This is a genomic window from Parcubacteria group bacterium, from assembly GCA_041660065.1.
Lineage (GTDB): Bacteria > Patescibacteriota > Minisyncoccia > Moranbacterales.
This window is the reverse complement of the sequence record JBAZXC010000003.1, coordinates 1-22,079: the sequence shown is the minus strand read 5'-3', so window position 1 is coordinate 22,079 and position 22,079 is coordinate 1. Positions and strand designations below refer to the sequence as shown.

The window sequence follows — 22,079 nt, the reverse complement described above, 5'->3', positions numbered from 1 at the left end:
ACAAAAAAGGACAACCTGCTGGTTGTCACACCCAACTGAACACGAACACGAGGTTGCGCTCAATTGTTTTTAGCAAGGTTGCCCCTTTCCAAGAACAACCTCGTCGCCAAAAACGGCATTCGTGCTAAATATTCAGTTGGGTGTGACATTACCAATGTACCATCTAAAAAGATAAAATTCAAGCAATAATATTGATTTTTTCTCTCAAATGAAGCAAAATGGATATAAATAACTCTCAATATATGGATCTTAAAGAAATTATCAGAACGCAAAGCGCAGAATTCAAGATTGCTGTCTTTTGGATGTTGCAAGAAATCCGAAAAGAAATTGATGCAAGCATCAGTGATAAGATAGAAATCCGTATTCAAAGCGCCGATTCGACTCTGCCAAAACCAGACGACCAAAGACGTGTTTTAAGATTTCTGCAAAATGCAAGTATTATTACTATAGAAAGAAGCATGTATTCCGATTCGCCACTCGTTGATTCATTCATAAAAACAAAAGCCGCATTTGGAGGAGTTATATCTACTAAGCCTCAAAACTACACACTTAAAGTAAATAGAAAATCTATTTCCGATATATATTCTTTGTATGAAAATACAAAATCACAAAATATACAAATCTCTTTCAATACTGCAAATGGTGCACTTAAAATTTCTGACTCTTTTATTTATTTTGAAATTGGCACCGCCTCTTATTACATCCTCAGTGCATTATTTGATACGCATGATGAATATTATTCACCTGGACAATTATTGGATTTCCAAACCGCAAATGAAATTATTACTAGAACGGACGAGACCCATAAATTGAATGAAAAATCATTTTATAGCGCAAAAAACCACATAAATGCACAAATTCTTAAGAGGACTGGATTTAGCGAGTTTCTAACAATTAAGAATAAATGTCTTCAGCTAAATTATTACTAGAATATGGTGGAATATACTGAAATTAGGTAAAAAAGTACTAAAATTTACTAAAATTTACTAAACTTGAAAGATATAAACTGGTCTCAAGGATAAGATCAGTTTTTATTTATGCAAAAAATTGAAGACGAAAAACCATTCTATGAGGAACTCTCTCAAAAGAAATTATCGAATGAGGAAGTTATCGAAGCAAATCAAAACTTTGTCGGTTTTTTCGACCTGCTCTATCGCATAAATAAACGCGAAAAGGAAAAAACACTCATCAAGAAAGAAAAATATTCTGACCTGCCATACATCTCATAGGTTTTTGAGAGTTTCCTGTGTCTTTATGGCAGATCAAAATATTTTTCCTCAAAAAACTCTATGAAAAAAATAACTACATCAAAAAAGAATAGATTTAGTAAATACCAATCATACACCATCGATGACGTGGCGTTTATCTGCGACAAAACTCGCAAAACAGTAGAACGCTGGATTGCAGATGGTCTTGCGCCTTATAATCCAGGCTCAAAACCATATTTTTTTATGGGAGACGCTGTTGCTGACTATCTGCATAATAAAATCAAAACGCGCAAATGGAATATGTCAGGAGGAAGCTATCCATGTTTCAAGTGCAAAAAAGGTGTCAAAGCAAAAGAAAAAAACATCCGTGCAGTTGGCAATATTCGTCATTCATTGTGCAAAAAATGTGGTTCTCATATCTGTAAAACAATCGGAAAGGCAAACGTCCAAATACGTTCGCCATAATGTACTACCATGTTTTATCTAAGATTAGATAAATGTCCGAATGTCCATAATTTGATAACAACACTAATATGACCAATTCGATCATAAAGAATGAGGCGGCAAAACGTGAATATTTCAATCATTGTCGTAGCGCAAAAGGCTTTGCAGAAAGCACGATCAATAAATACGCGCAGTGCATCTACAAGTGGCAAGTGTGTTTTGAAAATTCTGATTTTGCAGAGTTTGATCGGGATTTATGTGATGAGTTCAAAAAATACCTCAAGCGAGAGGCTGATAAGAATAACACTTCACTCTCAAATCAATATGACATTCTCAGACACACTAAACGCTTCTTTTTATGGCTTAGTGATCAACCATTCTATGATAAAATCAAGAAAACGGACCTTGACTACCTGCGCCTTTCAAAGAAAGAAACGAGCATCGCACTTGAAAAAACGGAAAAAGATATTCCAACACTTGAGGAAATCAAATCAATTGTCCAGAGCATCTCGGGAAATCACGAGGTTGCCCTGCGCGATAGAGCAATGATTGCATTCCTCATCTTGACAGGCATGCGCATCAGTGCCGTTGTATCTCTACCTATGCAAGCATTTGACAAACACAAACTCCACATCGAACAGAGCCCCGCAATGGGCGTCAAGACAAAAAACTCAAAAAAAATTATATCAACATTTTTTCCCATTGGCTGGGATGATGGTGAGAGAATTTTTCTTGAATGGTATTCCTATCTTACAGAAGAAAAGGGCTTTGGGAGCAAAAAGCCAATATTCCCAGCAACACAAGATTTCTCACTCAAAAAAGTCTCGGATGAATTTTGGCAATCATCAAACCCTGCGCGAAAAATCATACAAGAGAGATGCAAGGAAGCAAATGTTCCCTATTACAATCCTCATTCATTTCGCCATTCCGCTGTTGCATTTATGAGTGAACTCGGATTGACTGAAGCGGATAAGCGCGCTATCAGCCTCGTACTTGGACATGAACATATCGGTACAACATTTGGCTCATACGGCTACGGCTCCCTAACCCCCATTGAGGCCGTTGAACGGGTAAAAGCTATGAAAAATCTGAAAAATAATGGACTGAGTATAAACATATCAAATGAGGAACTCGGCAAAGCAGTGAGAAATGCATTGCTCATAAAATAGAGACCTACCAAAAAACACTTTCTTACTGTATAATTTCATTGCTTACCCAATAGAATAAATTCAAGGACATCGTCCTACTCAAAGGGCGGTTCTACCAGTATTTCCTTGGATTTATTGGGTAAGCTAGAACCGTCCTTTTAGTATTTATAATTCACTATGAAAAAATTTATGAAAGCATTGATACTTGCTCGTGTATCCACAAAAGAGCAAATGGAAGAGGGGCAATCAATACCATCACAAGTTCGTCGTATGAGAGAATATTGCGAATATAGAAATCTTCTTGTTGATGAAGTGTTTGAGATTACAGAATCATCAACAAAGGATGTTCGCAACGAATTTTCCAGCATCATTGAGATCATCAAAAAATCCAAAGAACCAATTGCATTGATCACTGATACCATTGATCGCTTACAAAGAGGCTTCAAGGAATCTGTTATTTTGGATGATTTTCGCAAACAAGAAAAATTGGAATTGCATTTTTTACGTGAAAACCTCATTCTCAACAAAGATTCAAACAGCGCGGACCTATTGCGTTGGGATATGGGAGTAATGTTTGCAAGAAGTTATGTCCTACAACTTGGCGATAACGTAAAGCGTAGTTTACGAGAAAAACTAAACAACGGTGAGCTGCCTGGGAAAGCTCACATTGGATACAAAAATATCACATTGAGTGATGGTAAAAAAGATATTGTTATTGACGAAGAGCGCAGTCACTATATTCTAAAAGCATTTGAACTTTATGCCGCTGGCGGATATTCTGCAAAATCACTTGCAAAAGAAATGAATAAGAGAGGTCTTACAAATTATCCAAGCAATAAACCAGTTACAGCCAGTCAAATTCACAAGATACTCAAAGATTCATTCTATCACGGGGAAATGCTTTATAATGGAAAAATTTACAAACATAGATATGACACGGTCGTCCCGAGACATCTTTTTGAAAAAGTTCAAAAAGTCATTGCTGGATATAACAAACAAAACTACAAGCGAACCAACAAGCCATACATTTTTCGGGGACTTGTAAAATGCGCAGAATGTGGATGCGCAATTTCTCCAGAAATTAAGAAGGGAAAATACATTTACTATCATTGTACAAATTACCATGGAAATTGCACAAACGTTGTTTGGATACGAGAAAAAGATTTGATTTTGCAAATCAAACAAGAGTTTCAAAATATGAAACTCACAAAAAAATCCTTGGATAAACTAACTACCGAAATGCGACGAATTCACGATTCAGAGCAAGAATACTTTATACAAAATAAAAATACATTAGAGCATAAGCTCAGTAAAATCCGAAATCGATATAAAGTGATGTACGAGGATCGATTGGATGGACGTATAACAACTGAAGATTATGATAAGCGCTGCAATGACTATAAATTACAAGAACAGGACTTAATGGAGCAATTAGAAGATCATAGCAAAGCAAACCAGAACTTCTATATTACAGCTGGTACTATTATAGACTTATCTCAGAAGTCATGGGAGATTTTTCAAGTTGCGGAACCAGAGGAGAAAACACAACTCATCAATTTCGTATTTCAGAACTTTTCGTTACAAGGAAAAATTTTAGTATTTGAAACAAAAAACCCCTTTGCAGGGGTCATTGCTTACCAGAAAACTGGAAAATTGCTCCACGTTATGGAAGAAGTCAGAACCTTATTGAAAAAATAAAATAGTCCCGTGCTTGAGCATAAAAGACAAGACTAGGCCTTTGTTTGGGCTTGTGTGCACTTTTAATCAAGAGTGCGACTACTTATCGCCTTTACGACGACGCGACGTGCGCTTAGCCAGATCTGGCACACCAGGACCAGGAGATATCACGCTCATTGCTTTTACATTGGGCAATTTTTTGATTAATTTAGCCATTGGTATGCCTGTTTCTTTATGTTCTTTATAAAGATTTGCGATATCCGTGCCCGATATGGTTGTTCCGGGGGCTGCTTCAACCAAAGTAGACGTGTGCAATTGAGCATCATCATAGTTTTCAGCCCTAATCATTTGATCCAAAAGCTCATCTGGAGAAAAGTTATCTAATAATTCCTGCATCCCTGCCCCATGTATATGCTTGTAGCCGAGCCTTGGTATCTTTCCTTCGCTTATAGAAAAACCAAAAAAATCCTCATCGTGGAACGGAATATGAAAACCTCCATAATTTATAATAACTCTGTCATCTAATTTCATTTGAAAATGATAGTGTGGCATTTTTCCTTCATGACTATCTTGATGTCCGCTAAAGTCAGATTCTGCACATGAAAAAGACCATTCTAAGTTTTTATACCGAATTGTTAACTCAATTTTCTTTGAAGATGTTTTTTCCTCAACAAGATCATTTATATTTTTTAATGGCACATCAGTATTTGCCACCCACCGAAGATAAGCCTCCATTCTATGAAAATTATATTTTTCAAATAATAATGGAAAATGCTTTTTTTTGAAACCATTGGGCTTCAATAGCCAATGAAGGCAAGGCTTTTTTTCAGAGAACTGAGAGATTGAATTACCACATAAGCTGCACTTATTATTTTTAAGTGCTTCTTTTAGCGCTTGAAAATCCAATTCGGTTTGGGCTGTCTCTTTTTCACTTTTTTCCAGAAGCTCTTCATCAGTAATGTTTTCGAGATATTTATTTAATGCAGCGTTCCTTTCTTCAATTTCATTTAAATCATACCCCTTGGGCTTTTCGGGTATACCAATAACATTTATTAATTTAATCTTACTATCCTTTTCAACCTCATCATAGCTGTGCTTCCTTGTCCTATAGGTAGTTTTCAGCATATATCCAATCTTAATATCTTTGCCCAAGCAATCATCTAAGAAGCTTTGTTCCACTATCAGAAACTGACCATGCGGTATGGGCATATCTCGATTGTATCTCTCCTTTAATCCCTCAAGCCAATCACTATGCATGACCACAGCTTTACCATTTTTATCCTCCAGCTGCCAGCTATTTTTTTGTAAAACGAGCTTAAGCTCTTGTGAAAGTGGGAGGTTTAAATTGAATGGTACATTATAATCTCTGAAATATTGCCAAAGGGCAATGGAAAGATCGCGTTCCCTGGCTATGATAGGATAGATTACAATATCCTTGATTCGGAATGGCTCATGCCTAACTGGTAAATGATTTTCCTTATCTTCTAAGAAATTAAAGGGCTTGTGTGTTCTTGAGGGGATAGTAATCAAACCAGGAGAAGCATAAGAAATTCTATCTGAAACCTCATCCGGGGTTGGCACTTCTGGACCTACAGCTCTGTAGCCAAAGGCGATCAACTTAAATGAATGTTCTGGATCATTTTTCCAGCCATTATCTGGCTTGATAGCACCCTCAGCTGCAATTATTAATTTATCATCCTGATTATTAATCAAATCCTCCGGAGCTTTCTTAAAAGAAATACTCTCCAAAGAAGTATCTTCATTATCGTCTTCCCTACTTTTGGATGCGATCTGCGGCCACCATTCTGGCGCACGATTTGGTAAAATTTTCCATTTGGATAATTCTATAGGCAGCGTCGCATAAGCATATTCCAAATAAAAATCTTTCTCGATATCTCCATTTTGGTAAAAATATTGTATAGCTCTTAAAAATGCTGATCTATATACTTCACTTATTTTTGTGGAAAAACCAAGTAAAAATTCACCTTGTTGACTGCGACCATAATAATAAACATGGTCATGGTTAGGCTCTATTCCTAAATCCTTTATTATCTCATCTGAAATAAACGCCCATTGTTTGATAAAGCTTTTCCCTGATCGCCTTTCAATATTTTTTGCCCTATCCATATAAATAGGTGCAAGAAATGTTTGCACATGTTTAGAGAAGAAGCTACTTGGAATATAACCATCTCCAAATTCCTTAATATTTTTAAAGGGCTTTAAATTTGGCGTTGGCTTGTTTTTTAAATCTGAAAGCTCCTTAAATAATGCTTCTATAACTTCGGAACTTACTGACATTGAAGAGGCTACATCGTCAATGTTGATGTATTTTAAATCTTTAGTGTCTTTACATATATAAAAAGTTTTGATGATAGGAAGAAGTCCAATTGCTGCTACAGATTCTATCTTTTGTTGTTTAAGCCAGAGCAACAGATGGTTAAAGATATTCAATTTTTTCTTACTCGAACAAAGCAAGCTCGCTAAGGCAGTGGCAGCTCTTTCTCGGACTAATGGACTAGGCCAAATTAATCGCTGAATTAAAATATCAAGCGCGTCAATTTCTTTTTCCTCCAGCCATGCTGGCGATGGCAGATTGCTATTTGCCATCAAGGATTTTGCAAACTGGATACTTGCCTCCACTATTTCTTCGGCCCGCTTTAAATCATTGAATAAAAGAAAGTATTCAACCCCTCTTGATAATGGAATATAGCCATTAGTGCTCTTCTGAAAAAAATCTACATATCGTTGCGGGTACTTTTCTTTAATAAACTGCCATCTTTTTTCAGATTTTTTCTTGTCAGTCCAATATCCTTGCCATCCATTATCCTTTGATTGAGCTTTGCATACAATATCAAAAGCGGCTTCATTATCAAATTCATACGCTAGAGGGTATGCTATATCAAGAATCTCTCCTGATACAGATTGAACGCCAAATTTGTCAATAACATTTTTGAAAATGTCATATATTTTGGCTTTATTATTTTTTTCCAACCAATAAATAAACCATCCCTCTAAATAGCTATTTCGCTCCCATTTATTCTCAAAATTATTGCTAATGTGGTCTACTAATTTATCAGGATTAATCTCTGAATAGTTATATACGGGCTTGCCTGAGCCGGTATAAGGACTTTGTTTTTCTTCAGGAAAACTAATTTCACCAAGATAAGCCTGCGTGTCATTCAAAGCCTCTGAGGCGCCGAGATTATTCACTGCAGTTGCTTTAAGCTTCAAAAAAGAATCTTTTTCAACAACAGTCTTTGCTAAGGCAATCTCCTCTTCACTTTTAAACACAAGAGAGGTCAATACACACTCAAATAAGTCTTCAGCGTGATAAAGATTCTCCTGATCAGCAGACCAATAATAATACTTACGCAATAGCCCGGGATTATATTTAGCTAAAACATCTGCAAGTTCGATAGGTAGGGCATGTGTTTCATCTCCATCGGTATATTTTCCGACATTTTCTATCAATGGAATAGTTTTTAAAATCCATTCATTAATTTTTTCTTGACCAACCCCAGCTTGTGCACAAAACTCTATTACTTCAAGCACATCAAACAAATAGACGTCTTTATGGTCACCATAGCCAAGAAGATTATCCGCCGCTTTCTTCAGGACCTCTTTTGATAATTTTAAATCTTCATACAATCTAGCAAGTTTTGAGATGACGCCGTATTCTCTAGCCCTAATGGGAAACTGATCTACGGTATCACGAAGTCCGTATATATTTTTATTTTTTATTTTTTCATATACCTCACGTGAAAATAGTGGCCTGTATATTTTTAGAACTAACGCCGTCAGATTATTTTCATTTAAGAAACTTGTGCTACCAGTGATCATTATATAATCAGACAGAGTAATTTCTTGATTGTCTCCAATGTATCCCTTAATATAAATAACGATTTCAAATATTTCGCTAATAGCGTCACTGAATGCAGTCTGAAAGTTTAAAACATCCCGATCTTCGGGCCACTTCAGAGCTTGCAAGTCAACCAATGAATTGAATAAATCTACATATTCAAATTTACAGTTTTTAATGCCGTCACTAACTTTTAAACTTGCAACAAATAAGGCGGCTACTGCCTTAGCTGGCCATGCATCAGGAATATTAGCAATCCATTTTTCTATATCTTTTTTATTGTCAGAAAAACCATATAACAATCCAACAATAAAATTATGATAATAAAATTCACTCCATTTTTTTCGCTCTTCGGGATCATGCTCACGAATTGTTTCAGGAAAAATATCATATTTTGGAAGAGCAGGAAGATTAAATTTCTCATTCCTTATTGATTTATACAGCAAGCAAAGTGGCGTTAAATTTTGTTCCTCATTAAAATAGATGGAGCAATCTTCGGTCCTATTCTTAAATCCATGTACAGCACATTCCGCTAAAACAGCTCTCTTCTCAATATCATTGAGCTTAAGTTTTAGTAACTCAAGCACTTTGTTTTTTTGACCTAATTCCAATAGTCTACGAGAATAAATTTTAAATAATTCACCTGTTACATCTAGATTTCTAAATTGAACTATATATTTATAAACTTTGACTAATTTATGAGCTCTATCAAAAGGAATGACATCTAGAAATACACCCGTTACTCGAGGAATTTCATTCTTACGATATTCTTGCCGACTTAAGCGCTCGATTAACTCGTCTTTAGCTTCCTCTGCTGCAAGATTATTTCCGTTGGAATCTGCCATTTCTGCAACAACAGAAAACAGCGTTGTTGGTAATGATTTAAAATCAATATATTCAAAGATATTTTGCTTCAGACAAAGTGCTTCTTCGAAAATTAATTCGGGAGTCTCCTCTGCAAAATCTTTGGAATTTATATAGTAAGTATGCAAATAAGAAATTTGCAATGCCGCTCCAAAGTCTTCTTTTTCAAGATTCACTCTGACAGCTAATTTCATTTGCTTAGAAATTTGAGCAGTATTGCATGGATAGCAAATAGCATCTATAAGCCACTCTCTATCTATTTCAAGAATCCGTTCACTATTTCCAAGTTCATGCTCAATTATCCTTAATTCTGCCCATTTTAGATATTCATAATTAGATTGCTCCAGCCATTTCTTAATATTTGTTTTTATAACAATTTTTTGCTGTGTCATTTCCTTCCGATTCCTCAAAAATAATTCGAAACTGTTATGAAATACGCTCATCTGCCCGCGTATATTTTTTGAAATTAAATGTGAGATTTGATTAAACCCATCTGTTACATCCTTAGAATCGGTCACAAAAAAAGAAATGCATTCAATAAGTTGCTGCTCCGTAAAAAGAAAATTAACACTAGCCATTGTAAGCAGGAGTGATTTTGCGTTATCTGAAATATGATTCCAGAGAGAATCATAATACTTTTCTATACCATCTCCATACGATATGAGATCGTTGCAGGAATATTCCGTAACGATACTATTCCCAGATATATTTTTTAATTGCTGCAAACTATAACGCAAATGCAATGGATTACCATCTGTGATTGAAAATAACTTTTCCACTAAACTCTTGAGTAGCTCTGCTTGATCTGGTAGATGTAACTTTATGTTGTTTTTTTGGATAACCCTTGAGACAGCTTCCTTGCTCAATCCCTTTATTTCCATCCATTTGTTCTCTGGAAACTTATCAAAAACCACTTGAGGCAAATGCGACTTAGCAATTAATTGCATACCAATAACTATCCAAACTCCAGGCTGCGGTACGCATATTTCTCTTAAAAAACTCTCTAATTCTTCCTTTTCACCATAGCGCAAAACATGATCAAGTCCATCAATAATTATAACGAGAGTTTTGTTATTTCCATTGAGTTTCGTGCCTATTTTTGTAATAAACTCTCCAACTGGTATTTTTCTTGAGTCCTTATTCGCCAAATCACCAAGAGCTTCCTTGTGAGACTTTAATTGTGACTTTATGGCCTCAATTACTCGCTTCGCGTTCAAGCGCTCTTGGGGATTAGAATCTTCTGGTGAAATGTGGTAATGATGCTTGATTGAAATTATTTTTTTCTCACCCAGCTCATCAGAAAGCTTTGATAAATATACGCTCTTGCCAACACCTGGATTACCAAAAATTACTCGGATACCGCCCTCTGTTTTCCCTAGATCATTTAGGATAGACTGATGAGTTTTATCATCAAAAAATTCAAAATCAGTCGGAATATCAAACTGTTCATCCAGTGACCGAGGCGTATCAAATTCACACCACTTACGAAGTAGCTCGATGCTTAGTTGTTGAGTATTCTTTTGCCTGCACTCCTTGTCTATTTCATGATATAAATTAGTAACACCGGACTCAGTCGCATTAAGTTTTTCATAATAATATTTTCGTATGTTTTTTTCTAATTCATCAGATGACAGATTTTCTTGATTGAATTGAAAACGAAGTGTTTGAAAAATACAATCAACATCATTCTCGATTCCTATTTCTACAACAATTCGATCATAAAGAGCGGGGTCCTTTTTCTTTATTTCTTCGATATTAAGCAATTCATCGTATATATATTTGCTAATGCAATCTTCAGAATCACCATTTGTTATAAAAAATGCCGCCTTGGTTTTGTCGAGACGATTAGCTAAAGAATTTGCCCATTTTCTTATAAGTGAAGTTCCGCCACTCCGTTCCGCATTTAAAAAATTATCCCAGGTCCACTTATTAGTGCAATCCTGTCTATATTTAGTTTGATACAAATGCCATAAGTTATCTGAATCAAGACAAACAATGTCGTCCAAATAGAATTTATTTGGATCTTTTTCATCAGGACATGTTTCAAATTGAATCCATTTGTACTGCTCTGGACTAGCCAACCATTCTCCGCACAGCCTTAAACCCCAGAAATTCTGGTAGGCAAAACCGCTTCTAATTGAGCTTGTGCGATTGGTATTTGTCATATAACTTTTCTTCTCTTAATTCAATTGCTTTTTAAATCATCGACCCTTATATAAGTGTTTGTAAGGAATTCTAGGCCACTCTTATTTAAAAAACTGGTCTCATAACCAGTCTATCACTATTGCAAATTTTATAAAGCATAGCAGTTTATTTGTTGCAAAATCTCTTCAAATATCTATAACAAATAAACATAAGAACATTCAGAAAAAGAAGCACTCCAAAAGCAATACTCCAAATAATAGCCATACCAAAGATGTCGCTGTTTATATTTATAAAGGACATCAGATAAATAACTGCTATTAAATTGAATACGAAAAGTAAAAATTTCATTTTTTAATTTCTCTAGTGGCTAATTAAAAAAGCACTCTTATAAAACCAAATGCTATTAACGCAGTTAATATAATTAAACCTACCTCTTTAACGCCATAGTCCTTCATCTTTTTGTTTCTAACTTCTAAAAAGACCACGACTGCGAAAAATATCAATATAAGTATATTTTTCATGCTTATTAAAATTACATAATTAACTACACCGCCTTACTTTTCCCGACTTCGTATGCAGTGAATATAGCCATTGCGACCATCAGGGAAGAAAAATAAAACCGAATTTGATTACTCGGAGAATGTCCGAAGGCAAATAAAACAAGAAACATACTCAAAATATAAACACCTGCAAACTCAAGTGCCTGTCTGAAAAAAGATTTTTCATTTGGCTTTTCCATAAATTTGGATAACAAAAAACGACTTAGTAAATAAGTCGTCGAGAAGTTCCGCTTGAGTGGACGACCCGACGGAACCCACAATCAAGAAACACCGAGGTGTCCTATCATGTGCGCCGAGCCGCCCGCTAAAGGGCGTGATAGGACAAAAACCTCAAGGTTATGCCTCAGTATTTTTTGATTGTGGGTTCGCATATAAAATACCATCAAATGGCTTATTATACAAGTATTTGATTGATTTTTTGCGCTCGCTAAGGTAGATTAAAGGAAAGGAAAAGTTTATGAGCGAATTAGCAACAGAAACTGCAATAGCTAGATATGGCCTTAAGCAAAGATTTCAGGCTTTAAGTGATTGCGTGAAAAAAAAGGATAACAAGCTTTTTTTATCAGCGCGCGATGCTTATTTTGAATATGTTCAAAACGATGGAATTTTTAAAAAAATATTGGGAGAAGATTTGCAAAGTGGACTCATACCTAGCGAGGAGCTGCCTTTTGAAGAATGGCTAGATATAGGATCTGGTACTATAGATGAAATGAAAAAGGATTTTGAGGCTATTCACCAAGTGCATGATATTTTAATTAAGGGACTAGATGAAGCACTTTCCTTCGCGGGTTTTTATGAGGAAAAAATCAAGAAGGAAGAAATCCCAGACAAAATTGTGAATGATGAGAATATGAAAGAGATTAAGGATATTATAGTCGTAACCAAAACACAGCAAGCTGATCCACTTATGGTTATCAATAAAGACTACAATGAAGCAGTAACAATCGTAGGCTCCACGTCTAAAAATATAAAAGCCATGATTGAAGCAATTGAGGATGGCACTGACGTATTAAAATGTGATGATCTAGTTCAGTGTAGAGATTATTTGAATTCAAATGCCAGTTGTAAATTATATCGAGGTAAAGATGGAAAAAAACAAATTTACAAACTAACAGAAATTGTTCGATTTGATGACCCATACAAGCATGACAGAAAGTTAGAAATATCCAAAAAAGTGACTACGCGAAAGATGACAAGCCAGGATTACAAAAGGAATCTTAGTAAACAAAAAAATAGAATAGGAACTTAATTAAGTACTTAATTTTATAACACCTCCAAACATTCGCTCATAAGAGCGTTTTTTTTGTTTATTTTAAGTGGTCTTACTATATTTTTAAGCAATGGTTTCGTGCTCAAATAGACATAATAGCACGAAACCATATGTCTATATTTTCTAAAAGTGAAACGGAAGAATTAGTCTCTTTGTTCAAATCAGAGCTGGATTTAGATATCTCCGGAAAAGAAGCTTGCCGAAATGCTGAGCAATTTTTAAATTTATTAGTTGCTACCTATAAAAAAGAACCTAGCTCTTCAAGCAATTCTCCTCCCTAGTTTGATTTGTAAGTTATCGGGGAAATAAAAACTAATTCGTTATTAACAATAAAACTATGTTATTACCAAAAGTATTTAGGGATCGAAAAATATCCAAAGACTTTGAAGCATACGATGAATTTGGGGAGTTTGATTATAATAAGTTTTTTAAACCAGTGTATCTAAACAATTTACTGGAAAAGAACTTTGAAGCTCCATTATGGATAGTCGAAAAACTGATACCAGCAGAAGCTATTACTATAATTTCAGGGGCTCCAAAATCATATAAATCGTTTATATCGCTTTATCTTGCACTTTGTATATCTCAGGGAAAGAAAGCTTTTGAGCAATATGATTGCAAAAATAACGGCATTATAATTGTCGATGAAGAAAATCATGAACGATTCATAAAAGAAAGAGTAAAGAAACTTGGAGCAATAGAAAATTTGGGAATATCTTTCATATCTCAAAAGGGATTTTCCCTAACAAATGACGACCATATAGACGGTCTAATAGGAATATGCGAAGAAAGAGAGGCCAAGGTGGTTATCTTGGACTCATTGGTGCGCTTACATGATTTGGAGGAAAATAGCTCAAAAGACATAGCAAAAGTCTTTGCGCAGATTAAGCGTTTGTGCGAAAACAAACTTACCGTGATTATTCTGCACCATGAAAGAAAAGAGGGTGCTCACAATAGCGCTGCTCCAGTTAGGATGCGAGGATCATCAGACATTAGTGCCGCTGTTGATTCGCATATAGCAATAAAAAAGGATCCTGATGATGAAAATAAGATTATTGTTGAACATGCCCAATGCAGATGCGCACGAGAGGAAGGCTCATTTGCCTTAGAAATCATAGAGACTGAAGATAATATGTGGTTTGAATTTAAAGGAAAACTGGATTCAAAAAAAGAATCTGCCTACAAAAAAGCAAAGGATGCTATACCAGTAGTCCTCCAAGGATATGCGGCGGGAATATTACGTGGAGATTTAACCAAAGAAATCAAGACAAAGAGCAATGTTGGAATGAAAGTAGTGCGCTGGGCAATCAATGCACTTATCGAGGATGGCATTATTGAGGAGGTGCAGGGTCGAGGAAATCAAAAGTTAATACGCCCAAAAGAATCCAAATAAATAACAAGGTTCTGAAACGGCAAAATTTCATCCCATATAATACATGTGTATTTTGCCATTTCAACCAAATATCACATTAATCATCAAAATTAATAATGGCTCAAATAAAGCAATTTTCAATTTCAACAGGTCTAAAAAGGTTTAAAAATGTTTAAAAATTAGGCCTTGAGAAAACTTAAGTTTCTCAGATAGACTTGTATGCCTTTATGGGGTATTGTGTTGTTGGAAAAGCTCTATAACAAGCCAAAAAGAAAAATATGTATCAAAAAAATGCTCAATCAATCAAATACTTTGTGTATGCTCGCAAATCTTCTGAAAGCGAGGATCGCCAAGTGCAATCCATAGAATCCCAAATAGAGGAACTAGACAAACTTGCCGAAAGACATGGCGTAGAAATAGTGGAAACATTTACCGAATCCATGTCGGCTAAAGCCCCAGGTCGACCAATGTTTAGTAAAATGATGACCAGAATAGAAAAAGGCGAAGCCGATGGGATCATATGCTGGAAGATGAATCGGCTCTCACGGAATCCAATCGACAGCGGTCGGATAAGCTGGATGCTCCAATCGGAAAAACTCAAACACATTCTCACTTTTGAAAGAAGCTACTACCCGGAAGATAATGTATTGGTAATGGCGGTCGAGCAAGGAATGGCCAACCAGTTTATTCGCGACCTAAGCATAGATACAAAAAGAGGACTGCGTACCAAAGCTGAAAGCGGATGGTGTCCTTATTCTCCTCCGCTTGGATATCTTCCCGCTCCGAAAAAAGATAAAGGCAAAAAGGAAGTCATCAATGACCCTGACAAATTTGATATAATACGCAAAGCTTTCAAATCGATTGCGACCTTTAAAGAAACTCCTGCTGATGCTTTTAGGATTGCTACAACTAAATTTGGTTTAACAAACAAGAATGGAGGGAAAATATCAATTAGTTCTTGGTATGCCATGTTAAACAATTCTTTTTATCAGGGAACATTCGAATATCCCAAAGGCAGTGGCAAATGGTTTGAGGGAAAACACAATGCGATGATCTCACAAACAGAATTTCTGAAAATCCAAGCCATACTTGGAAAGAAAGGCACTACCCGACCCCAAAAATACACCTTTGCCTACACTGGGGTGATACAGTGTGGCAAATGTAAGGCAATGATAACTGCTGAACACAAAACCAAAAGGAACAAAAATGGAAACGTGCATTTTTACACCTATTACCACTGCACCCGGAGGAAAGATCCTAACTGTCCGGAAAGAAAAGTAGTGGAAGAAAAAAAGCTCGAGGGTCAAATTATGGATTTCATAGAAAACATGGATGTTCCGCCAGGCTTTAAGGATTGGGCGGTGCGCTATCTAAGAGATAGATATTCTGAAGAATTGGCAGCAGACAAGAGAATCTTGGACGGCCAAATTACAGCCGTTGAGACCGCTGACAAGAAGTTAAGCAGGTTGATGGACATGAGGCTCAATAATGAAATTTCTGAGGCAGAATTTGCAGCCAAAAAGACAGAGATAACGAAAGAAAAAGAAAATTTCAAGAGCGCTATAAAAGACATGCCGACCCAAACAGAAACTTGGCTGGATCGCCTAGAAAAAGCGTTGGATGTTTCAGAAGATATCGCAAGAAGATTTAAGGATGGAGATGATAAGACAAAAAAACAGATACTTGCGAATTTAGGTTCGAACCTCACCATTATTAACAAATTGTTCAATGTTGAAGCCAAAAATCCAATTCTGGCATGCCAAAAATTATCAAAAGCGTCTCAGTCAATTATCGGGAGGTTCGAACCTCCCGATTTGCCGATAAATAAAGAAGAACTGGAGGTTTTATTCTCCAGTTCTCCAATGATGCTCCGCGAATAGGATTCGAACCTATGACCAATTGATTAACAGTCAACTGCTCTACCGCTGAGCTATCGCGGAATATTCAATTTTTGACCAAAAGCTCTTTTTGATCAAATTTTTAAACATTCAACATCTTTATGCTCTACCTCCGCCAGCTGGCGGAGAGCTATCGCGGAATATGTTCTTTAACAAACTCTCTACCCCTAAAACTTTTTAGTTGTTTCTCTCTATTCAGAGCATCTGTGCGAGATTCAACTTCTTCAGAGTAGATCAGAACCCACTCACCATCAAAACGAGAAGTAAAACCTTTAAACGTTTTCTGGTTATGTAACTCTAATCTATTCTCAAGATCTTTTGTTTGTCCGATATAGATTTTATTATTCTTTTTATTATAAATGCAATAGACGTAAAACATATGGCAACTGCTCTACCTCCGCCAGCTGGCGGAGAGCTATCGCGGAATATCCAATTTTTAATCAAAAAAATTTTTTGATTAAATTTTTAAATATTCAACAACTATTAATTACTTTGAATTTTAATAAATCCATCTTCAATAATTTTTTTCAAATAATCTTTTCTTTTCATTTTCTTTAACTTCATTTCCATCTTTCTTGCCAATTCAACAGACGCAAACTCTTGCATAAAAACCATTTTAACTCCTCCAAATCTTTTTGTCGAATATGTACCTCCTCTTTTCTGAGACTTTCCAAAATATAAACGTGAGCCATACTTTTATTGCTAAGCTCCGACGAGACATTTGTCTGTCGGAACCCCGACACAACGTCGGGGCTATCGCAGAATATTCCTGTATCAAATCGATACAGGTCTGATTATAGAGTAAAAATCAAAAAGACGCAAGCATCTGATGATTTTGCGTCTTTTTGGAAAAAATCAGTGTGTATCGACAGAAGATCCCAATTTTTCTTGAATGGCTTTCTTGATCTTTTTGTGCAAATTGGTAGCTGAATTATCCACATATTCATCCATTTTTTGCTTGTCACCCAATAACTCATTGACACGCAGATTATACACACCGCTATTCTTACTTGCTTCTATTTCTCCCTCAATAATGCGACCGACCGTTTGCAGATCTTCTGGGGTGAATATATATTGCCTGATCTCATCATCAGCATTGATCTTTTCTCGCGCAAGATCAAATATCTTTTCAAAATCGGCATTTTCAAAACTCACACCCTCTAATCCGGGAAATAATTTGTCCACCTCACCGCTTTCCAACATCTCCTTTGTGATCTCTATCGGACCTTCGTGAGATTTTGCAGGGGTTTGTTTTTTTAGGGGAGATTCAAAACCTTTTTCCATATACTTTTATCAAAAAATTAATAATCTTTCAGTTTTTCGATGATCGCATTATCACGAATCTTTTCCAGTGCCTTTGCCTCGATCTGACGGATGCGCTCACGTGTCACGCCAAACTCCTGTCCTACTTCTTCCAATGTATGTGTCACGCCATCTTCAAGTCCAAAACGGATTTTGAGGATCTTTTGTTCGCGTGGTGACAAATCCTCCAACACTTGCGCCACATGCTCAGAAAGTAACGTACGCGATGCGCCCTGTTGCGGTGCGATCGACTCTGTATCCTCAATGAAGTCACCCAAGACACTGTCATCATCACTGTCGCCTACGGATGTTTCCAATGATACGGTTTCTTGTGAGATCTTTTGAATATGACGTACTTTTTCTACTTCGATATCCATTTCCGCGGCAATTTCTTCCGGAAGCGGTTCACGCCCAAGTTCCTGCACCAATCGACGCACTACCTGGATGTATTTATTGATCGTTTCCACCATATGCACAGGGATGCGAATTGTGCGCGATTGATCGGCGAGCGCACGCGTGATCGCTTGACGGATCCACCATGTCGCATAAGTTGAAAACTTAAATCCTTTTTGATAGTCGAATTTTTCCACTGCACGAAATAGTCCGATATTACCCTCCTGGATCAGATCGAGAAGTGAGAGATTGGTGGAACGTCCCACATATTTTTTTGCAATGCTCACGACCAAACGCAGATTTGCTTCTGTAAGTTTTTGACGCGCGGCTTCGTCACCGCTTTCAATCGCTTTGGCAATGGTAATTTCTTCTTCTGTGGACAACAATGGCACACGACCGATTTCTTTGAGATACATCTGCACCAGATCCGCCGTACCCCCTTCCAAAGCTGCTGCCTCTTCAACCAAAAGCACATCTTTTTGATGCTGAAATTTTTTCCCTTGTGCACCCTTCTTTTGGTCAACCTCCATATCAAGCTGTAAAATGTCATCCGAATGGACAATGTCAATGCCAAATGACTCCACACCCTCATAAAACGCCTCCAGACCGCCAAGATCCTTCTCAATGTCCGGCATCGCATGCATGATCTCATCTTCCGTCACAAAGCCCCTCTGACGTCCACGATTCATCAACTCCTCAAGCTGTTTTGGCAATGCGCTCTTTACATGACTCTTGCGTTCAACGCGTCGTTCTTCCACAGTTTTTGCCACCGGTTTCCCCTGTTTCTTTTGTGCCGGTTTTTTCTTCACTTGTTTTATATTTTTCTTTTTCGTCACCGGTCGTTTTTTATGTGCCTTTTTTATGTGCGCAATCTTTTTTGCACTACGTTTTTGGACAACTTTTTTTTGTCCTTTTTTCAGAGGTTTTTTTACGCCTTTTTTCTTTGACGCTAGTTTCTTTGCAGAATTCTTGGTTACCTTTTTTTCTGATTTTCTGGTCATTGATTATATATTACGTATTATTTGTTGTGATAATGTGTTGATTTGTGCGAGGATTTTTTTCTGCGCAATGCTGTCCCCATTCCTTTCCGCTTCTGTCATTTTTTTGAGTAGATGATCGATCTTTTTTTGGTTGATATTTTCGAGAGCGATCGCGATATACGTTTCTGTATCTTTGATTGGACTGCCTCCATCCTCACGTTCGAGCTCATAGAGCTGTTGCATTTTCATTGCCGCTTTATACAGCGCCTCGCGACGGATGTCTTTACTCACAAAATCTCCGATAGAAAATCCACATTCCGGTCCTTCGCGCACAAGCGCGGAAATATGACTTTGTTCGATTATTGGTCCGTATCGATCACGATTTTTGTAAATATGTTCCCACACATGCGGATATGCCATCATCATGAGGATGATCGATCTGTAAATTCGTTGCATTTGCATGCGTATCTCGTCATCCATGTCGTCATCACCATCCGCAACCGGTTGACTTTCTGGTATGTATGGCAACTTCTCCGGACTTTTGACAAACGCCTGCATCGTTTTATGGATCATCTGCTCGGATACAGCAAAGATTTGTGCACATTTCCCGATCCATTCATTTTTTTCTATATCATTGGCAATATGCGCAATGATCTCCGCCACATATTCGATCGCCTGCCTTTTTCCATGCGGATCCGCTATGACAAAAGTGTCCTGTGCCATGCGGATAAACACCATCACGGCGTTTTCCGCATCACTGATGATCTTGTGCAACTTCTGTGGATCTTCGCGCACAATATCAGCCGCGTCCTTTCCTTCCTTGAGGAGCACCATGCGTAATTGCACATCCGCAGCATAGCATGCGATCGCACTGCGGCGCGCCGCTTGAATACCCGCCTTATCAGAATCGAAAAAAAGTATGAAATTTTTTGTATAGCGTTTTAAAAGGCGAATGTGTTCATCGGTCATTGCCGTACCTGACACAGCGATCACATTATTCACGCCCGCATCATGCGCCGCCACCACGTCCATATTTCCCTCCACGATGACCACACTATCCTGACTTTTGATTGCTTGTTTTGCGTGATGGATCCCATACAACACGCTGCTTTTATGATAGAGGAGTGATTCAGGTGTGTTGATATATTTTGCCTGTGCATCTTGGCCGGGTAATGCACGTGCTGTAAACCCGATTACACGTCCCATCACATCTGCAATAGGAAACATGATCCTCCCGCGAAACCGATCGTAATATTCACCGGAATCTTTTTTGATCAGCATACCGGTTTGCACGATCGCATCTTTTTCAAAACCCTTATCTTCCAAGAATTTCTCTAAAAAATGCCATCCGTCCGGTGCAAAGCCCAATTGAAATTTTTTGATCGTTGCGTCCCCGATCCCGCGATTTCGCACATACGTGAGAATATCTTTCCCACCAGAACCTTCCCATAATTGTTTTTCATAAAAGCGTACTGACAAATCCACGATGTCATAAAGTGCTTTTTTCCGATCGTCCTGCCCGTGATCATCACCGCGAGAAAAATTCTTCTGCAGTTCCACACCGGCTTTTTCTGCCAGAAGCGTGAGTGCCTCACGAAATCCAATGCCTTCCATTTCCATCACAAAACTGAGCACATCCCCTCCTTGTCCGCATCCAAAACAATGGTATGTCTGTCGATCCTCATTCACGATGAAAGATGGCGTCTTTTCTTGATGAAACGGACAACATGCCTTGAAGCTACTACCCGCCTTTGTGAGTTTGACATATTCGCCCACAATGTCCACAATATTTGTCCGAGATTTTACAATATCGACATCTGAATACATAATGACACTTTCTTTACACCTAAATTTACCGAAAAAACCGCTCTTTCACATATTGAGAGCTACTTATTACTACATGATTCAAAGATGATTTATTTCACTTTTTCTTTTTGGCATACCTTTTTTCCCAATAATGGACAAAGAGATATGTCACTGATAACGCTCCCATCGTCATAAAAATAGTCACGCTCCCATTGAGAATGCTGAAAAGCAAGAATGTCCCTAGGAAAACACTGATGATCTTTAACATTGCCTCAATTTCTTGTTTGGTCATAAATATTCTGTATATACACCTTACAAACAAAACCACCCTTACTGGTGGTTATGTTGTTTTTCCGTCCATCCGCCCAGGGCGGAACCCCTTTCACGTCCCAGAAGAGGTTCATTTGGAATTATCATTTTTGTCGGGGTACTGGGACTCGAACCCAGACTAAATCCTCCCAAAGGACTCGTGCTAGCCATTACACTATACCCCGTCTATACGTGATTTTCATTCTACTCTATCAAAACCAAAAAGGCAAGCTACTGCTTGCCTTAATTGTTTTTAAAACAAATTCTTAAAATATACTAACACTTATAACATACATCCCAATGATCACCTTCTTTATAATAGGTGCTCCCTTTTCCATCACTATATGCTGCCGCACCATCACTGCGCGTTCCCGTCCTTTTATAATTTCTTTCAATGTAGTTGTTTACAGCCGATGTCGGTCGTATATCAACTTTATAACCATTCGCATGTGATTTTGTCCCCGATGTATGTGGCTCAGATCCGCCTGTGATCGTGATCGGCTCTCCAACTTCTTTCTGAAAATCCACTACTCCATCAAGAGTGTCTTGACGCAAACCATTTACCTCCGTTGTTGGTGCCGGCTTATTGACACTGATATTATCATCTGAAAGTTGATCTCTGATTTTTTGTTCACCGCTTCCTGCTACAATACCTGATTCCGTACTTGTATCTTCATTTGTTGTGCCCGGTGTTGTAGTACCCGGTGTTGTCGTACCTGGTGTTGTTGTACCAGGCGTTGTCGTACCTGGTGTTGTTGTGCCCGGTGTTGTCGTAGTGCCCGACGATTTTGCTTCACAACTAAAATTCCATGCATTACTCCCCAAGCCAGTCAAATAATTTTGA

17 protein-coding genes and 2 tRNA genes are annotated in these 22,079 nt (G+C 37.4%); 9 read left to right on the top strand and 10 right to left on the bottom strand.

From position 1 onward, the window contains the following. The first annotated feature begins 242 nt into the window (after positions 1–242). The 5 genes from WC819_04170 (at position 243) to WC819_04150 (ending at position 4,498) form a co-directional block, all read left to right on the top strand. The gene (locus WC819_04170) at positions 243–929 is read left to right on the top strand and encodes a hypothetical protein (protein MFA5986510.1); all 687 of its coding nucleotides are present in this window, start codon (positions 243–245) and stop codon (positions 927–929) included. Between the two features lie 108 nt (positions 930–1,037). Continuing rightward, on the top strand, positions 1,038–1,229 hold the full coding sequence (locus WC819_04165) for a hypothetical protein (GenBank protein MFA5986509.1): 192 nt from the start codon (positions 1,038–1,040) through the stop codon (positions 1,227–1,229). A 60-nt stretch (positions 1,230–1,289) separates the two neighbouring features. Further along, positions 1,290–1,673, top strand: a complete 384-nt coding sequence (locus tag WC819_04160; GenBank protein MFA5986508.1) for a hypothetical protein — start codon at positions 1,290–1,292, stop codon at positions 1,671–1,673. 68 nt (positions 1,674–1,741) lie between these two features. Further along, positions 1,742–2,821, top strand: a complete 1,080-nt coding sequence (locus tag WC819_04155; GenBank protein ID MFA5986507.1) for a tyrosine-type recombinase/integrase — start codon at positions 1,742–1,744, stop codon at positions 2,819–2,821. Positions 2,822–2,977: 156 nt separating this feature from the next. Continuing rightward, the gene (locus WC819_04150) at positions 2,978–4,498 is read left to right on the top strand and encodes a recombinase family protein (GenBank protein ID MFA5986506.1); all 1,521 of its coding nucleotides are present in this window, start codon (positions 2,978–2,980) and stop codon (positions 4,496–4,498) included. Between the two features lie 78 nt (positions 4,499–4,576). Here the strand turns inward: WC819_04150 and WC819_04145 are convergent, their stop codons facing one another. Both WC819_04145 and WC819_04140 read right to left on the bottom strand, forming a co-directional pair. Next, a complete protein-coding gene (locus tag WC819_04145; protein ID MFA5986505.1) occupies positions 4,577–11,365 on the bottom strand; it encodes an ATP-binding protein in 6,789 nt (2,262 codons plus the stop codon). Between the two features lie 524 nt (positions 11,366–11,889). Beyond that, complete coding sequence (locus WC819_04140; protein MFA5986504.1) at positions 11,890–12,084, bottom strand: hypothetical protein; 195 nt, start codon at positions 12,082–12,084, stop codon at positions 11,890–11,892. 278 nt (positions 12,085–12,362) lie between these two features. Between WC819_04140 and WC819_04135 the strand changes: the two genes are divergently transcribed. The 4 genes from WC819_04135 (at position 12,363) to WC819_04120 (ending at position 16,427) form a co-directional block, all read left to right on the top strand. Further along, the gene (locus WC819_04135) at positions 12,363–13,154 is read left to right on the top strand and encodes a hypothetical protein (GenBank protein ID MFA5986503.1); all 792 of its coding nucleotides are present in this window, start codon (positions 12,363–12,365) and stop codon (positions 13,152–13,154) included. 131 nt (positions 13,155–13,285) lie between these two features. Further along, the gene (locus WC819_04130; protein ID MFA5986502.1) at positions 13,286–13,456 is read left to right on the top strand and encodes a hypothetical protein; all 171 of its coding nucleotides are present in this window, start codon (positions 13,286–13,288) and stop codon (positions 13,454–13,456) included. A gap of 56 nt (positions 13,457–13,512) precedes the next feature. Beyond that, positions 13,513–14,568: an AAA family ATPase gene (locus WC819_04125; GenBank protein MFA5986501.1), complete on the top strand. Its 1,056-nt coding sequence runs from the start codon at positions 13,513–13,515 to the stop codon at positions 14,566–14,568. Positions 14,569–14,825: 257 nt separating this feature from the next. Then, the gene (locus WC819_04120; protein ID MFA5986500.1) at positions 14,826–16,427 is read left to right on the top strand and encodes a recombinase family protein; all 1,602 of its coding nucleotides are present in this window, start codon (positions 14,826–14,828) and stop codon (positions 16,425–16,427) included. Here the strand turns inward: WC819_04120 and WC819_04115 are convergent. The 8 genes from WC819_04115 to WC819_04080 all read right to left on the bottom strand — a co-directional run. Next, positions 16,416–16,487: transfer RNA gene (locus WC819_04115), tRNA-Asn, on the bottom strand. The genes WC819_04120 and WC819_04115 overlap by 12 nt on opposite strands. 441 nt (positions 16,488–16,928) lie before the next feature. After that, a complete protein-coding gene (locus WC819_04110) occupies positions 16,929–17,060 on the bottom strand; it encodes a hypothetical protein (protein ID MFA5986499.1) in 132 nt (43 codons plus the stop codon). Between the two features lie 240 nt (positions 17,061–17,300). After that, complete coding sequence (locus WC819_04105) at positions 17,301–17,729, bottom strand: hypothetical protein (GenBank protein MFA5986498.1); 429 nt, start codon at positions 17,727–17,729, stop codon at positions 17,301–17,303. 17 nt (positions 17,730–17,746) lie between these two features. Continuing rightward, positions 17,747–18,949 (bottom strand): RNA polymerase sigma factor RpoD, encoded by a 1,203-nt coding sequence (gene rpoD, locus WC819_04100; protein ID MFA5986497.1) that lies wholly within the window; start codon positions 18,947–18,949, stop codon positions 17,747–17,749. Between the two features lie 195 nt (positions 18,950–19,144). Continuing rightward, positions 19,145–20,947 carry a DNA primase gene (dnaG, locus tag WC819_04095; protein MFA5986496.1) on the bottom strand — a complete coding sequence of 601 codons (1,803 nt, stop codon included), beginning with the start codon at positions 20,945–20,947 and terminating at the stop codon, positions 19,145–19,147. A 94-nt stretch (positions 20,948–21,041) separates the two neighbouring features. After that, positions 21,042–21,218, bottom strand: a complete 177-nt coding sequence (locus WC819_04090) for a hypothetical protein (protein MFA5986495.1) — start codon at positions 21,216–21,218, stop codon at positions 21,042–21,044. 130 nt (positions 21,219–21,348) lie between these two features. Then, a tRNA-Pro gene (locus tag WC819_04085) sits at positions 21,349–21,420 on the bottom strand. A gap of 91 nt (positions 21,421–21,511) precedes the next feature. Next, on the bottom strand, positions 21,512–22,079 hold a 568-nt coding region (locus WC819_04080), incomplete at its 5' end, for a hypothetical protein (protein ID MFA5986494.1).